Origin of the sequence: Streptomyces sp. G5(2025) (assembly GCF_049542075.1) — a bacterium.
Classification (GTDB): Bacteria; Actinomycetota; Actinomycetes; order Streptomycetales; family Streptomycetaceae; genus Streptomyces.
Genome location: NZ_JBMUZT010000006.1, coordinates 211804 through 227706 on the forward strand (window position 1 = coordinate 211804; position 15903 = coordinate 227706).

Sequence of the window (15903 nt, forward strand, 5' to 3'; positions counted from 1 at the left end):
TCCGTTCCTCGACCAGTGACCCTACCCGCCAGTAACCGGTCAGGGCTTGTCGCACCAGGTGAATGCCGCGATCCGCCAGCCGTTCGCGTCGCGGACGAACTGGATGCTCTTGGTGCCCGCGCCCTCGAAGGGCTCGCCGTCCAGGACGCCCGCCTTGCGGTACTCGCCGAACCGCGCCGCGACATCCCCCGCGATCAACGTCTGCTCGGAGGTCTCCCACTCGGAGAACTCGACGAGGCGGCCGTCGCTCAGCAGCCGTTCGCGGGGCTCGATGAACTCCTCCACGGTGTAGACCTTGAGCTCGGGACCGGCCACGACGATCACGCCGCGCGGGATGAGCAGGCGGCGGATCCGGGCCACGTCGGCGGGCTTGCCGCCCCGGTTGTCGAAGGCGCCGAAGAACCCGGCGGTCAGCGCGTCTATCTCGATCTTGGACATGGCGTGACGCTAGCAACGCGGCGCGCGGGACGCCTGCCGAACGGCCTTACCCGGTGGTGGATTTCGAGGTCGCGTCCCGGCCGGGGAAAGGTACGGAGGGCTGGGCCCCGGAGCCGGAGCCGGCGTCGGGGCCGGAGTCGTGGGCCGGTGCCTCCGGGCTCGCGGGCTTCACCCCGTCCTTCGTCAGGGCGTTGATGATCGTGCGGGCCAGGAGCGGGTCGGCCGGGAGGGTGTGCGAGGCGAACCAGCGGGCCGCCGTCGGGTCGGGGGACGGTTCGACGAACTCCGCGCCCGCGTAGTCGTCGAGCGGAGGGTCATAGACGTACCCGCAGACCAGGCCGTGGTCCACGAGGCGGTCGAGGAGCGCGTCGCGGTCCCGGACCAGGAGCGGCACGCGGAAGAGCGGGAGCGGACCGTCCTCCGCCGTGCGGTCGCGCAGCGCCCGGCCCGCCCAGGCGGTGCCCGCCAGCAGGGAGACGCCCACGGTGCGCCGGGCGAGGTCGCCGTCGAGCCGTTCCATCCGCAGCTGCAACTGGGCGCGCACCAGGGGCCCGTGGCGTTCCCGGAAGCCGTGGAGGTCGACGCGCACCCACGGTTCGTACGCCGACAGGCTCGGCGCACGGCGCGCGCGGTCCGCGAGGCGCAGCGGGTGCAGCTCCATGCGGAACGTGTCGCGTTCGAGCAGCCCGAGGCGCTGCATCGTCCGCCACACCGGGCGCACCAGACGCAGGCCGCGTACGGCCGAACGCGCCAGGGGGCGGAGCGTGGTGGCGAGGTCGCCGCGGAGGCGGCCGGGCACGAGGAGTTCGTCACGCAGCCGCTCCACCTCCCGCCGTGTGCGGGCGTCTTCGACCGCGAGGAAGCCGCCGGCCATCCCCGCCACGTGCTTGGACAGGCTGAACGCCGCCGCCTTCCCGAAGGTACCGATCGGCTGCCCTTCGACGTGCGTGCCGATCGCGTGCGCCGCGTCCTCGAAAAGTGGGATGCCCAACTGGTCGCAGCGGGCGCGCAGTTCGACGACGCGGTCCGGTATCCCGTACAGGTTGGTGGTGAGTACGGCGTCCACGGTTCGCCAGGTCGACTCCGGGACCGCGGCCGGGTCGATGTTGCCGTCCCAGACGGAGACGGGGGCCTGGACCGGGCGCAGTCCCGCCGCGAGGACCACGAAGAGGATGACGTCGTCGTTCACGGGGGACATCAGGACGCGGGCGCCCGGCCTGCACCAGCGGCGCAACGCCAGATAGAGGGCCAGCCGGGCCGAGGGCGTGTACAGGCATTCGCGTCCCAGCCGTCGCGTCATCTCCGCGGTGAGCCGTGATCCGTAAGGCATCGGCACCTATTCGCTTCCGCTTCTTCGGGTGGAGGGGCCGGTCCGGTTACCGGTCATGCGGATCGACGGGGTCGGGGCGGCGTGCGTGCGCAGCGAGCCGACCGTTTTCAGGAGCCGGTCGGCGGGCTCGCGCAGTCCGGGGTGGGCCAGGACGGTGTTGCGCAGGCCGCGTACCGGTCTGCGCCACATCCGGTGCGCCGCGGCCACCGGGCGGGGGCGGGTCGCGAAGCCCTCGCCGACCCGCAGCTCCCGCGTCTTGAGCCAGTCCTTGTATTCCTTCTCGCCGCGCCCCATGTCCATGACCCGCACACCGTGCCGTCCCGCCGCCTCCGCCATCCGCAGATGCATCAGCAGTCCGGGCGAGTAGTAGCGGAACTCGGGGTCGTACGCGGTGAACCACGCCGCGAACACCGTGCCCGAGGCCGGCCCGAAGTGGGCGGCCACGGGCCGGTCCCCCGCGTACACCACCGAGAGCACTCCGGTGAAGTGCTCCTCGCGGATCTCGAAGAGGTGGTCCACCAGGCCGACGATCCACGGCCGCGCGAACCGGTCCATGCGGCCCGTCCTGCGGTACTGCGCGGACTTCCAGCGCATGAGGGTGCGCAGCACGCGCGGGTCGCGCTCGTCGTACACGAACCGCATCTCGCCGACGTCGCGGCCCAGTCTGCGTTCCTTCTTCAGCGTCGTCTTGGCCAGCCCCGGATAGGCGCCCCGCAGCCACTCGGCGTAGCCGCACTCGCCGGCCGTCAGGTCGAGCACCGGCGAGGCGAACGTGCCGGTGACATGCGCGCCGAACGGCTTCTGTTCCTCGACGAGGTGGTCGAACTCGAAGACGGAGAGCCGGCAGGCCTTCAGCAGCTCCTCGGTGTCCCACACGACTCCGGGGCGGTGCACGAGCGCCTGGCAGTCGGAGAGGCCGAGGCCGATCGCCCGGCCGATGCCGAAGGAGTTGCGCTCGTACGGGAAGAAGCCGACGGGCCGGCCGCCCTCCCGCAACACGGCCACGCGGGCGCCACCGCGGAACCTGCCGACGCCTTCGGCGAACTCGGGGGCCAGGAACGGGTTGGCGTACTCGGGCGATTCGTCCATCGCCCGGTGCCAGGCCGCGCGGAGCGGGTCGCTCAGCCCGTCGAGTCTGTGGATGGTGATGTCCACCTCAGCTCTCCTGACACTTCTCCAGGGTCGGCGACCGGTTCGAACTGCTCGGCGATGCTCAAAGGTCGCGAAACCGTACGCACGTGTCAAGGGAACCGACGCGCTTCGCCGCTCAACCAGGCTGCCGTCGAGGGATGTTGGCGCGTTTGCCGCACACCTTGCCGATCTGCGTCAACGCCTCCCGCAGGGTGGCCGGCCGCAGGGCACCGCGCACGGCGGGGCCCGCCCAGCCGGGCCCGGCGAGCATGACGGTGGGTCGCCCGCGGGCGCCGCGCACACCCCAGCGGGTGTCCGCGATGTGCCGGGCCAGCGGCACGCTCGCCGTGGAGCGGGCCTGCGACCACAGGACGACGACCGCGGGGCCCGTCCTGCGGACCGCCGCCGAGACCGCCTCGACCGGCACGGCCGCACCGAACATGCGCTGATCGGCGCCCAGTTCGCCGAGCGCCGCGCTGAGCGCCTCCAGGGGCAGCGAGTGCTGCTCGCCGGGCACGCAGGCCAGGACGAGCGGTGCCGCCGCCGGGGGCGGGGTGGGCGGGGCGGTGGCGCAGCGGTGCAGGGTGCGGGAGACGTGCCAGGACAGCAGGTGCTCCACCTCCACGTACCGGTCGCCGGCCTCCTCCCACTTGCGGCCCACCGCGTGCAGCGTCGGCACCATCACCTCCTGCCACGCGGCGATCAGGCCGTGCCGCTCCACCGCCCGCGTCAGCAGGGCCTGGACGACGGGGGCGTCGAGGCGGGTGGCGGCGCGCGACAGGCCCCGTCGCTGCCGTACGAAAGTGTCGGGTGGTGTCTCACGGTCGTGGGCGGCCTGCCGGGGTGGCGGCAGGCGGGAGGCGGCGGGACCGGGGCCGTGCTGGAGCGCCGCGCGGGCGGCGTCGGCCGGGGGCACTCCGAGCGAGGTGAGGCGGCCCATCTCCTCGACCACCGCGATGTCGCGCTCCGACCAGCGGCGGTGGTGGCCGGGTTCGCGCGTGGCGGGACCGAGGCCGTATCTGCGATCCCAGGTGCGCAGCGTCGTCGGTGACACGCCCAGCCGCCTCGCCAGGGCGCCGGTGGTGACCCCGGCACCCGGGATCTCGGTGTCCTCCGGACGGTGCCGCGCCTCCACGTCCGTGCGTTCGGAGGGCTCACCGCGTCCCTCGGGGTCGCTCATCCGCTCACGATACGACGCACAAACGATGCGGGTTGCCGGGTGCGCGAAGCTGCTCCGAGTATGGCGCAGCCGTGGCGGGGCCACGGCCCGCCTGAGCGATGCGTGCCGGGAGCGATGCGCGCCGGGAGCGGGGCGGTCGACGAGCGCGACGAGGAGCTGACGAGCGTCGATGAGTGCAGCGGTGCCGCGGCCCGCGCGGGCCTTCGCCGAAGTGCCGGACGGAAGTGACACTCTGGCAGCCGGACTGGCCCGTGGTGACGAGGCGTGTCTCGCCGCGGTGTACCGGCAGTGGGGGCCTCGGGTGCGGGCCCTGGCCCTGCGCGCGCTCGGCGACAGCCGTGAGGCGGAGGACGTCGCCCAGCAGGTCTTCCTCGCCGCGTGGCACGGCCGGACGACATACCGGCCCGAACTCGGCACGCCCGCCGCCTGGTTGACCGGCATCGCCCGGCGGATGATCGCGGACGCGGTGGCGGCGCGGTCCCGCGGGGCGGCCCTCGTCGAAGGCGCGGTGACGCGGTACGCCACGCAGGGGCCGCAGCGCGATGAAGTGGACGTGGTGCTCGACCGGGTGCTGGTGACAGCGGAGTTGGCGAGGTTGCCCGTGCCGCAGCGGACGGTGCTGCGTCTGACGTTCTACGAGGACCTGACGCAGTCACAGATCGCCGAGCGCACCGGTTGGCCGCTGGGCACGGTCAAGAGCCATGCGCGGCGCGGTATGCACCGGCTCCGTTCCCTCCTGCGGGACGCGGGCGCGGTGGACGAACCGTGAGGGTGCCTCCTCCCGGCTCACGGTCGAGGCATGGCGGAAGCGTAGGAGCAGCATAGGGGCAACCCTTCGATGCGCCTCAGCGGAGTCGGCGCCGCTGAGGATGCCGCCGTCACCCCCGAGGCGGCGGCCGAGGGGCCGTGGGTGGAGGACGCGTCGCGCAAGGGCGGCCACCCACGGCCGTCCTCGACATCGCCGAGACGCGGCCGAAGTGCGGCCGAGGTACGGCCGAAGTGCGACCTGACGCACGTCGGCCGTGCTCCGCTCCGTCGCCCGGCCGGTGGTTCAAGGCCGGTGATTTCGCCGATGTGCCTGGGGTGGATGTGCCCGGACAGTAGCCGCTGCCAGTCATCGCACCGTCGAAAGGATGCGACCGTCGTGCAGCAGCTCAGTGTCGAGACCCCCGGCAGCCCTCCGTCCCCGCGCAGATCCCGGCTGCGGCCGCGCCTCCTGCGGGCGTCGCTCGCCGCCCTTCTGGCCGCGGGCGGGCTGATCACCGCCCAGTCGGGCAGCGCGGGCGCCGCGGAGAATCCGTACGAACGCGGTCCCGAGCCGACCGTGGCCAGCATCGAGGCCCCTCGTGGCCATTACGCCGTGTCCGAGACCCGCGTGTCGTCCTTGGGCGTCACCGGCTTCGGCGGCGGCACGATCTACTACCCGACGAGCACCGCCGACGGCACGTTCGGCGCGGTGGCGATCTCCCCCGGCTACACGGCCACCCAGTCGTCCATCTCGTGGCTGGGGCCGCGGCTGGCCTCGCAGGGATTCGTCGTCTTCACCATCGACACCCTCACCACGCTCGACCAGCCCGCCAGTAGGGGCAGCCAACTCCTCGCGGCGCTCGACCACTTGACGCAGCGCAGCAGCGTGCGCGGCCGCGTCGACAGCAGCCGGCTCGGCGTCATGGGCCACTCGATGGGCGGCGGCGGCTCGCTGGAGGCCGCCAAGAGCCGGCCGGGACTTCAGGCGGCGATCCCGCTGACCGGCTGGAACCTCGACAAGACGTGGCCCGAACTGCGTACGCCCACCCTGGTCGTCGGCGCGGACGGTGACACGGTCGCCCCGGTCTCCTCGCACTCGGAGCCCTTCTACGAGAGCCTTCCCGGCTCTCTCGACAAGGCGTATCTGGAACTGAACGGCGCGAGCCATTTCACGCCGAACACCTCGAACACCACCATCGCGAAGTACAGCGTCTCGTGGCTCAAGCGGTTCATCGACAACGACGTGCGCTATGAGCGGTTCCTCTGCCCGCTGCCCCGGCCGAGCACGACGATCGAAGAGTACCGGGGCAACTGCCCGCACACCTCCTGAGAGGGTTCCAAGAAGTTTTACGCGGAAGTAACGTGACGGTCGTGGCCGGACTGACGACTGTGACGGGTCCCCTCCGGATGTACGGCCGGAGCGCTCAACTACGGGCCGTGGACGCCGTGTTGCATGGCCTGAGCGAAGGGCGGGGCGGAGCTCTGGTGCTGGCGGCGGCGCCGGGGCTCGGCCGGAGCGCGCTGCTCGCCCACGCCGTCCGCTCGTTCCGTTCCCTCCGGTCGGGGGCGGCGTTGAGCACGCGTGCCGTCCCCGCCGAGAGCCTGATCCCGTACAGCGGGGTCCACTCCCTCTGGTGTGCGGGGGCGGCGCCGCGTCCGTTGCGGAGGGAGCCGGGGGCCCTGCTCGCCGTGGTCGGCGAGCTGGCGGGCGGGCGCCCTCTGCTGGTGTGCGTGGACGACGCCCACCTGTGGGACGCCGCTTCGCGGGCCGCCCTGGGGTTCGCCGCCCGCCGCATCGGCGGGCCGCATCCGGTGGGCCTCATCGTCTCCGTCGCCGCTCGCCGCGCGGACGATCCGCATCTGGCGGCGCTGCCCGTCGTCCACCTCGATCCCCTCAAGCCGACGGAGGCCGCCGCGCTCTTCGACGACCTCACGCGGGGCGCCGCGGACACCGTCGTACGCGAGGAACTCCTCCAGGCTGCGGGCGGCAACCCGGGGGCGCTGCACGCGCTCGTCGCCGCGGTGACGCCGGATCAGCTGGCGGGGCGGGTTCCACTGCCCCGGCGGCTGTACGACGCTTCCACGCCTCGGTACGGCGGCGTCGACCCCGCGGACCTCCCTGCGGCCACAGGCGAGTTGCTGCTCCTGGCGGCCGCCGCGCACGTGCCGGGGGCGGCGGACGCGGGCGCCGACGCGGAGCTCGTCCTGCGGGCCGGGGCGGCGGCCGGGCTCGACGGGTCGTCCCTGCTCCCGGCGGAGGCGGCCGGGCTCGTGTGCCGCACGGCCGACCGGATCCGTTTCGACGCGCCCGGCCTGCGGCGCTCGCTGTACGCCGGCGCCTCGCCCGCCCGGCGCCGCGCCGCCCACCGGCTGCTTGCCGCGGCCCTCGACGACAGCCGCACGCCTGCGTTGCTGCGTCGGCTGCACCGGGCCCTGGCGGCCGAGGGGCCCGACGCCCGGCTCGCGACCGCGCTGGCCACCATGGCGGAGGCGGCGGGTACCGCGCCGTCCCACGCACTGCGCGCGGCGGCGCTCTCCGCCGCCGCGGACCTCACGCAGGCCACGCGGGCCCGCGCCCTGCGTCGCGCCGCCGCGGCACATCACGCCCGGCTGGCGGGCCGACCCGCACGGGCGCGGGAACTGCTCGCCGCCGCCGCGTCCGAGTCGACGGACGCCCGGGTGCGCGGCACCGTCGAGCTGACCCGCGGCCAGTTGGCCCTGGGCGACGGCCCCGTGTCCGACGCCCGCGAAGCCCTCCTGCTGGCGGCGGAACTCCTCACCCCGCACGACCCACACCGCGCCCGGGAGGCCCGCCTCGCCGCTATGGCGGCGGCCTGGGACATGGGAGACGCCGAGGCGTACCTGTCGGCACTGGGCACACCCCCGGACACGGAGGCGTACCTGTCCGCGCCGGGCACACCCCCGAACGCCGAGACGTACCCGTCCGCGCCCGGCACACCCCCGAACGCCAAGGCATACCTTTCCGCTCGGGGTACGCCCCCGGACACGGAGACGTACCCGTCCGCGCCCGGCACACCCCCGGACGCCAAGGCGTACCCACCCGCGCCCGGCACACCCCCGGACGCCGAGGCACACCTTTCCGCTCGGGGTACGCCCCCGGACACGGAGACGTACCCGTCCGCGCCCGGCACACCCCTGGAAGCCAAGGCACACCTTTCCGCTCGGGGTACGCCCCCGGACACGGAGGTGTACCTGTCCGCGCCCGGCACACCCCCGGACGCCAAGGCGTACCCACCCGCGCCCAGCACACCCCCGGACGCCGAGGCACACCTGTCGGCACAGGGCACACCCTCGAACGCCGAGGCGTACCCGTCCGCGCCTGTCACATCCCCGAACGCCGACCCCGGGACCGCGCGGTCGGCGTCGGCCCACACCGATCCGCGGGCCGCGGCATCGCTGCCCGAGCAGCCACCGGCGGAGGGGGCGGTAGCCGCGGGGCCGCCGATGAAGGAACCCACCGAAGAGCCGCCGCCCCAAAAGCCGCCGACTGCAGAGTCGCTGGCCGGGGAGTCACCCACCGAGAGGGCAACGGCCGCGCAGCCACCGCCCCCGGAGTCGCAGTCCGCGCGGTCGCGGGTGCCACACCCCCCGGCCGCGGAGTCGCAGCCCCCGGAGCCGCCGCCGCCCGCCCAGGACCCGCTGCGCCACGAACCCCCCGCCGAAGCCGAGCCGCCGGCCCACGCGTCCCCCTCCGAAGAGATCCTGGCCGACGAGTTCCGCGCCGCCATGTCCGTCGTCATGCGCGGACGGCTCCGTGCGGCGAGTCGCGGGCTGCGGGGCGTGATGGCGCGGGGCCAGGGCGCGGAGGAGCCGTCGCGGCTGCTGCGGGCCGGGGTGGCCGCCCTGGTCGTCGGGGACCTCGCGGCGGCCTCCCGGATCAACGCCCGGGCGTTGGCCGCCGCGCGGGCCTCGGGCACGGAGATCCACGTACCGCAGGCCCTGGAGTACCTGGCCTACGCCGAACTGCGGGCCGGGCGGCACGCCCGCGCCCGGGCCCATGCCGAGGAAGGACTGCGCACGGCGCGCCGCACGGGGCAGCGCAACATCGCCGCGCAACATCACGCGGTCCTCGCCCTGGTGGCATCCATGGAGGGCGAGGACGCCGCCGTCGACGCCCACGCGGCCGCCGCGTCACGGACCGCCGACCGGCACGGCCTCGCGCAGGCCTCGACCCTGGTCCAGTGGGCGCTGGCCCGCATGGACCTGGCCCGCGGCCGGGCGCCCGAGGCCGCCGCGCGGCTCGGCCCGGTGGTACGCCCGGGGCCGCGCCGCGGTCACTTCGCCGTACGGATGCTCGCGGTGCCCTGCTTCGTGGAGGCGGCCTCCCTCACCGGTGAGGCGGACGCGGCGCACGGCTGCGTCGCGGAGTTCGCCGCGTGGGCGGCGCAGGGCGCCGACCCGCAGGCCCCCGCCCAGCTGGCCCGCTGCCACGCCCTGCTCGCCGCCCCCGAGGACAGTGACGCGCTGTACACCATGGCGCTCGCCCGCCATGAACTGGTGGGCGGCGACTTCGAGAGCGCCCGCACCCAGCTCCTGTACGGCAAGTGGCTGCGGCGCAGGCGCCGCCCCGGTGAGGCCAGGGGCAGGCTGCGGGACGCCCTGGTCTCCTTCGAGCGGTGCGGCGCCCGCGCCTGGGCCGAGCAGGCGCGGGCCGAGCTGCGCGCCACCGGGGAGGCCCGGCAGGTCACCGAGCCGACCGGCGGCCTGTCGGGCCTGACCCCGCAGCAGCTGCGGATCGCCCGCTGCGTCGCGGAGGGCGCCACCAACCGGGAGGTGGCGCGGCGCCTGTCGGTGAGTCCGCGGACCGTCGACCACCACCTCCGCAACGTGTTCGCGCTGCTCGGGGTACGCTCTCGCGTCGAACTGTCCCGGCTCGTGGCCAGGTCCGAGCAGCCCACCGCCCACGACGAGCCGTGAGCCCGACCGGTTTCTGTTATCCGGGCCCGGGCCGCGCGTCTCCCCTGTGTCGGAGGAGACAGGTCCCCACACAGAAAGTGGTCACAGCGTGAGCAGCGAACGCCAAGTCGCGATGGTCAGGGCAGCACAGGACGGCAACCAGCAGGCGCAGGACGCGCTCGTGGCGGAGTACCTGCCGCTGGTCTACAACATCGTCGGGCGGGCCTTGAACGGTCACGCGGATGTGGACGACGTGGTGCAGGAGACCATGCTCCGCGTCCTCGGCGGTCTTGACGGCCTGCGCGACCCGGAGAACTTCCGCAGCTGGCTGGTGGCCATCACCATGAACCAGATACGCGGCCACTGGCGGGAGCGCGCTTCGGGTGCGATACCCGCCGGTGGCGGTCTGGCGGACGGGTACGACGTGGTGGACCCGGGCGCGGACTTCGTGGATCTGACCATCGCGCGGCTCGGCCTCTCCGGGCAGCGCAGGGAGACCGCGGAGGCGACGCGGTGGCTGGACGAGGACGACCGGGCCCTGCTGTCCCTGTGGTGGCTGGAGTCCGCGGGCGAGCTGACGCGGACGGAGGTCGCCGAGGCCCTGGAGCTGTCGCCGCAGCACGCGGCGGTGCGGGTGCAGCGGATGAAGGCCCAGCTGGAGACGGCGCGGGTGGTCGTCCGTGCCCTGGCTGCCGGGCCGCTCTGCGACGGGCTCAAGGAGCTGACCGCGGGCTGGGACGGCGTGCCATCCGCGCTGTGGCGCAAGCGGCTGGCCCGGCACGCCCGTGACTGCTCGGTCTGCGCGGGCCACTGGTCCGATCTGGTGCCCGCCGAGCGGCTGCTCGTCGCGCTCGCTCTCGTTCCGGTGGGGGCGGCCCTCGCCCAGCGGGTCACGCGGCCCGATCTCGTCGTGGTCGGCTCGGCCGCCGCCTCGCAGGACGGCGGCGTACCGGTCTCGGCGCGGACGCTGGCCCGGCAGGAACGCGCCAGGCGCCGGCGCCGCACCGCCGGGGTGGCCGCGGCGGTCGCCGCGCTGGTCGCCGGTGGCGCGGCGGTGCATCTCCTGACGGGCCCGGAGTCGAAGGAGACCTCCCCGGCCACCGCCGCCGCCCCCGGCTCCGCCACTCCCCCGGCGTCGGCGTCGGCCTCGAAGAGCGCGTCGCCCTCCTCCAAACGTTCGGCCTCTCCTTCGGCCAAGCCGAGCACCGACAAGAAGAAGCCGAAGAGGAAGCAGAAGAGGAAGGCGGAGTCGAAGCCGTCCCCGACGCCCACCAGGCCCAAGTCGACGCCCAAACCCAAGCCGAAGCCGGAGGCGTCCGACGCGGCTCCGGCGGCGCCGAGCGGCACGGCCGAGCAGGTCGTCGCGTTGGTCAACACCGAGCGCGCCAAGGCGGGTTGTGGTCCGGTCCGTTCCAACGGCAAGCTCGCGACGGCCGCCACGAGGCACTCCGCTGACATGGCGGCGCGCGACTACTTCGACCACACCAGTCCGGACGGTACGGACCCCGGTGACCGCATCACGGCGGCCGGCTACCGCTGGAGCACGTACGGCGAGAACATCGCGCGGGGCCAGCGGACCCCGGCTTCGGTGATGGACTCCTGGATGAACAGCTCCGGCCACCGCGCGAACATCCTCAACTGCGACTTCAAGGAGATGGGCGTGGGCATCCACAACGCCTCGGGCGGGCCTTGGTGGACCCAGGCGTTCGGCACGGCGGGCTGAGGCCGGGGCCGGATGCGCCTTCGCCCGACCGCCCGGCCGGGCGTCCATCCGTCCGTCCGTCGCGAATCGACGCCCCGCTGAGCACCGTCTCCAAACTCCAGGCCGACGTCCAGCGAGGGCGTACGTATCCACGAGGGGTATCCACGAGGGCGTCCACCTGTGGACCTTCCGGAAGGTCAAGGGCGGCGTACGCGTGCACATGGTGGAGACCTGGAGCGGCGACCAGGTGGAGTCCCTCCCGAACACGAAGGACTTGCTCGGCGCGGGCCTTGCGGCGTGGCTGCTCGGCCTCAAGGCCGCCGCCGAGGCCCGTCCCGGTCATCGGTGATGGCGGGACGGCCACGCGCTGACGGCCGGCTCAGCCGACCCGCTGCCCGTGGAACTGCTCCAGGCGGCGCTGGGCCAGCGTCAGCGTGCCGCGCCGGCGGCCCGGGACCTGACGGCGCAGGCGGATCAGCTCGGGTCCGAGGGCGCGGACGGTCTCGGGGTCGCGTACGCGGTCCCAGAGGTGGTGGGCGCGGTCGGCCGCGGCCTCGACCTCCGGGGAGTCGGGGGCCTGTCCGGCCGTGAGGCGGGCCGCGGCCACCGCGAGCCACGTCTCGCAGCTGCGCGCCGGATCACCGGCAAACCGCGCGAGGTCGGCGCGGACTTCCATCCAATGGATGACCTCGTTCGAGCCCGGACCGTGCATGCGCAGGGCGGTCTGCTCCCAGGAGGCCGCGAGCGCCGCCGCCTCGCCGTGCCGGCCCGCCTCGACGGCCGCGGTGATCGCCGCGTGCGGGTCGGTGTGCGGGTCGGGGTGTGGCGCGGTCCGCGGGTCGTGGTGTGGCGCGGAGTACGGATCCGGGAACGGGGCGGTGTGCTGGTCGGAGCCCGGCGGGTTCGCGGCCGGCGCCTGGGGGACGTACGCGATGGCAGGCGGCGGCGGTGCCGCCTGGGGGTCGAGCGCGAGGAGCAGGTCAGGGGCGTCGTCGCCGAGGGACTGGGCGGCGGCCTGCTGGTGGAGCGGGAGCAGCGGGGGGCGGTGGCCGCTGCGCAAGATGGTGGCGAGCGCCTTCATGTAGGCGGGCACCGCCGGGGTGCGGCGCCGGGCGGGCGGGGCGACGCGCCCGTACAGGGCGACGCCGGGCCCCGCGTCGAGCGGGTGCTCGTGCAGGGCCTGCCAGCTCCCGGCGTCGGTGTGCAGGTCGGCGATGAGCGCGGTGCTGCCCGCGGGACGCGGCCGCAGTTCCTGGGTGAACCAGTGCCAGGGGAACCCCGTGTAGCGCATGGTCGCGGGGGTGGCCCGCGCGAGCGCGACGTGCAAGTGGCGCTGGCGGCGGTCCAGATGGACCTGTCCGATGAGATAGATCGTCAAAGGTCCGGGCGCCATGGCGGCGGCCCGCAGTCGGGTGAGGACCGTCTGCGGGTCCAGGGGGTCCGCCAGCTCCACCACGCTCGCGGTGTCCGTGCCGGCCAGCGTGGCCGGTGAGACCGCCGCGAGCACGGGCAGCACGGAAGCCGCGTCCACGAGACGGCTCTTGCTGACGGGGGCCGCCGCGATGAGCAGCGCAGTACCGGGCACCGGCCCCTCCCTATCGATCACCACGCCAGCACCGTATCCGCTGCTCGCCCCGCGCACGACAGCCTGACGACGATCCGTACGAATTGCCCGCGCTTCTCGGAGTGGGTGGTTTTACCGCGTTTTCAGTGACTTGGCGCACCGCGACCGCCCGCCGACGGCCTACTTCACCCTGGCACCGCCGCCCCCCGGACCAGCAACTACGCTACGTAATCACCCTCTTGGATCTTGATCGGCGCGACAGTTCGCTCAAACTACCACCCACACAAGGGTACGAACGGCGCTGAGCGGGAACGATGGACATAGCACCTCGGTGCCGCCCACCGACTCCGGTGGCGTCAGACACCGGTCTCGAAACGCCGCGCCACCTCCATCCGATTACTCTCAGTGAAGGAGGCAGGACACTGCTGGACTGGGAAACGGGCACCGCCGACTTCACCTTCGGCCTGCATCACCGCGTGGTGAACGGCACAGATGTCCTCGCGTTCTGGGGTGAGCTCGACGCCTGGGCCGACCAGGAACTCACCCCCCGTGTGACGGCACTCCTCGACCAGGCCGGCCGCCAAGTCGTGGCCGACCTGCGAAAGGTGACGTTCCTCGACGCCGGCGGCCTGCGGCTGCTGGTGCGGATCCGGCAGTACGTGGCCGCGGGGCAGGGCACCTTGTGGCTCGTGCCCGGCAGTCCCCGGAACTGGCGCGTGCTCCGCATCACCCGCCTCGACCGGACGTTCACGATCCCGGCCAGCGCCCCGTACACGGGCGGTCGGCCGGGAGCCCGCACCGGATACCACTGATCGGGATGCGGTTATTCCGTACGGCGTACGGAAGACCGCTCTGTGACCTGCGAAGACCCGCTCGGACCGCATAAAGCATAAGGCGGTACCGCGGGGGCACTTGGAAGCCATGCATCTGCCTTCGGTGACAGCGAACGGGAAGGGCCGGGCCCGGCGGGCCGCCAAGGGACGGACCGTCGACGCGGTGGCGCGTGCCGGCTTCGTCGGCCGCGGAGTGATCTACCTCCTCATCGGGGCGCTGGCCCTGCGTATCGCCTTCTCCGACGGCGGGGGCCGTCAGGCCGACCGCGGCGGCGCCGTGGCGGAGCTCGCGGACCGGCCCTTCGGGAACGTACTGCTGTGGCTGCTCGGCATCGCCCTGGCCGGGATGGCGTTGTGGCGGCTCTCGGAGGCCCTCTTCGGGCAGGCAGGGCCCGACGGTGACAAGCCGGGCAAGCGGGCACTGTCCGGGGCGCGGTTCCTCTTCTACGTGTTCGTGTCGTACTCCGTCCTCGCGTACGCGGCGGGCGACGAGGGCAGCGGCAGCGGCGCGAGCGACCGGCAGACCAAGGACGTGACGGCGAAGGTCCTGGACTGGCCCGCCGGGCAGTGGATCGTCGCCGCCGCGGGCGTGGGCGTGCTCGTCGCCGGGGTGTGGATCGCCGGGCGGGCGCTGCTGCGCAAGTTCCACAAGCGGCTGCGCCTGTCGGAGATGCCGCGCCGGATGCGGCAGGCCACGGATGTCCTCGGGATCGCCGGCGGAGTGGCCCGGGGAACGGTGTTCGCCGTGGCCGGCGGGTTCGCCCTCACCGCCGCGTTGCAGCACGAGCCCGGCGAGGCCAAGGGCATGGACAACACGCTGCGCTCCTTCACCGAGACCGGGTTCGGGCCCTGGCTGCTCGCCCTCATCGCGGTCGGCCTCGTCGCCTTCGGCCTCTTCTCCTGGGTGAACGCGCGCTGGCGCAAGGTCTGACGGCCGCCCCCCTGGCCCCGGGCCGGGAGCGTGGGGGCCGGGAGCGTGGGGGCCGGGCGGGCTCAGACCGAGGTCGGGAACTCGTACCGCACGCCGGTCAGCCGCTCCGACAGCTCCCACAGTCTGCGGCCCGTCTCGGCATCGGCCGCCGTGGCCGACAGCGCCACTCGCTTCGGTGCGCCCCGCAGTTCGGCCGGGCCGCCGGGTCCGATGAACTCGCCGCCGCGCACGCTCGGGTCGGTGGCCGCGTACAGCTGTGACCGGGCGCCGTCGGCCGGGCGTTGGGCGAACAGCGGGTTGCCGATCCGGCCCAGCAGGAAACGCCACAGGCCCACGGGGCCGTGCAGTTGGAGGTTGGTGGCCGTGTAGCCGGGGTGGGCGAGGACACTGCGGACGGGGCTCTTCGCCTCGGTCAGACGCAGGTGGAGTTGGTGTCCGAAGACGGCGTTGGCGAGCTTCGACTGGTTGTAGAAGGCCATGGGTCTGTAACCGTGCTCGCCGTGCGGGTCGTCGAAGAAGAGGCGTCCTTGCCGGTGGTTCACCGAACTCACCGTCACCACCCGGGGATCGCTGCCTGCGCCCAGCAGGTCGAGCAGTGCCTCCGTGAGCGCGAAGTGCCCGAGGTGGTTGACGGCCAACTGGAGTTCGTGGCCCTGTGCGCTCAGCGTGCGGGGCGGCGCCATCACCCCCGCGTTGTTGACCAGTACGTCCAACCGGTCGTGCTCGGCGCGCATACGTGCGGCGAAGGCACCGACCGAGTCGAGGTCGGCCAGGTCGAGGTGGCGCACCTCCAGCCGCGCGGAGGGCTGTTCGGCGGTGATCCCGGCTACGGCCCGGCGGCCCTTCTCCTCGTCGCGTACGGCGAGGATCACCCGTCCGCCCCGGCGGGCGAGCGCACGGGTGGTCGCCAGGCCGAGACCGCTGCCGGCCCCGGTGACGACGAACAACCGCCCTGTCTGGTCCGGGACTTGATCGATGGTGCAGTGCTGCTGCGTCATGCGGCACATCGTGCACCGGCTGACACTGAGTGTCAACACGCCCCCAAGTGCCTCTGACATCACCGCATGTCGCTTTGCCCCTGGGTGCCGTGGAGGGCATGGCGTGTACGATGGCGAGGTGAGCCAGCGTGC

Annotated in this window: 13 protein-coding genes; 7 read left to right on the forward strand and 6 right to left on the reverse strand. The window is 73.7% G+C overall.

Going from position 1 to position 15903, the window contains the following annotated elements; translation table 11 throughout:
- Positions 1-39 precede the first annotated feature (39 nt).
- From ACOBQB_RS11650 to ACOBQB_RS11665, 4 genes are all read right to left on the reverse strand, one after another.
- Positions 40-438 (reverse strand): DUF4440 domain-containing protein, encoded by a 399-nt coding sequence (locus tag ACOBQB_RS11650; protein WP_423591189.1) that lies wholly within the window; start codon positions 436-438, stop codon positions 40-42.
- Positions 439-484: 46 nt separating this feature from the next.
- Entirely contained in the window at positions 485-1768 is a 1284-nt protein-coding gene (locus ACOBQB_RS11655; protein ID WP_423591191.1) for a DegT/DnrJ/EryC1/StrS family aminotransferase, read from the reverse strand.
- 6 nt (positions 1769-1774) lie between these two features.
- Positions 1775-2923, reverse strand: coding sequence for a GNAT family N-acetyltransferase (locus ACOBQB_RS11660; RefSeq protein WP_423591193.1), 1149 nt, complete (start codon positions 2921-2923; stop codon positions 1775-1777).
- Positions 2924-3035: 112 nt separating this feature from the next.
- A complete protein-coding gene (locus ACOBQB_RS11665; protein WP_423591195.1) occupies positions 3036-4079 on the reverse strand; it encodes a MerR family transcriptional regulator in 1044 nt (347 codons plus the stop codon).
- Between the two features lie 169 nt (positions 4080-4248).
- Here ACOBQB_RS11665 and ACOBQB_RS11670 point away from each other — a divergent pair, with 169 nt between their 5' ends.
- From ACOBQB_RS11670 to ACOBQB_RS11690, 5 genes are all read left to right on the forward strand, one after another.
- Entirely contained in the window at positions 4249-4848 is a 600-nt protein-coding gene (locus ACOBQB_RS11670) for an RNA polymerase sigma factor (RefSeq protein ID WP_423591197.1), read from the forward strand.
- Between the two features lie 375 nt (positions 4849-5223).
- The gene (locus ACOBQB_RS11675) at positions 5224-6156 is read left to right on the forward strand and encodes an alpha/beta hydrolase (protein WP_423591199.1); all 933 of its coding nucleotides are present in this window, start codon (positions 5224-5226) and stop codon (positions 6154-6156) included.
- 77 nt (positions 6157-6233) lie between these two features.
- Complete coding sequence (locus ACOBQB_RS11680) at positions 6234-9764, forward strand: LuxR C-terminal-related transcriptional regulator (protein WP_423598424.1); 3531 nt, start codon at positions 6234-6236, stop codon at positions 9762-9764.
- An 88-nt stretch (positions 9765-9852) separates the two neighbouring features.
- A complete protein-coding gene (locus ACOBQB_RS11685; RefSeq protein ID WP_423591200.1) occupies positions 9853-11466 on the forward strand; it encodes a sigma-70 family RNA polymerase sigma factor in 1614 nt (537 codons plus the stop codon).
- 193 nt (positions 11467-11659) lie between these two features.
- The gene (locus ACOBQB_RS11690) at positions 11660-11794 is read left to right on the forward strand and encodes a hypothetical protein (protein ID WP_423591202.1); all 135 of its coding nucleotides are present in this window, start codon (positions 11660-11662) and stop codon (positions 11792-11794) included.
- Between the two features lie 30 nt (positions 11795-11824).
- Here ACOBQB_RS11690 and ACOBQB_RS11695 read toward each other — a convergent pair whose 3' ends face one another.
- Entirely contained in the window at positions 11825-13054 is a 1230-nt protein-coding gene (locus ACOBQB_RS11695; protein ID WP_423591203.1) for a hypothetical protein, read from the reverse strand.
- A 434-nt stretch (positions 13055-13488) separates the two neighbouring features.
- Between ACOBQB_RS11695 and ACOBQB_RS11700 the strand changes: the two genes are divergently transcribed.
- Together ACOBQB_RS11700 and ACOBQB_RS11705 are read left to right on the forward strand one after the other, a co-directional pair.
- The gene (locus ACOBQB_RS11700; RefSeq protein WP_423591205.1) at positions 13489-13821 is read left to right on the forward strand and encodes an STAS domain-containing protein; all 333 of its coding nucleotides are present in this window, start codon (positions 13489-13491) and stop codon (positions 13819-13821) included.
- A gap of 109 nt (positions 13822-13930) precedes the next feature.
- Positions 13931-14773 (forward strand): DUF1206 domain-containing protein, encoded by an 843-nt coding sequence (locus ACOBQB_RS11705; RefSeq protein WP_423591206.1) that lies wholly within the window; start codon positions 13931-13933, stop codon positions 14771-14773.
- A 62-nt stretch (positions 14774-14835) separates the two neighbouring features.
- Here ACOBQB_RS11705 and ACOBQB_RS11710 read toward each other — a convergent pair whose 3' ends face one another.
- Positions 14836-15771, reverse strand: a complete 936-nt coding sequence (locus ACOBQB_RS11710) for an oxidoreductase (RefSeq protein ID WP_423591207.1) — start codon at positions 15769-15771, stop codon at positions 14836-14838.
- Positions 15772-15903 lie beyond the last annotated feature (132 nt).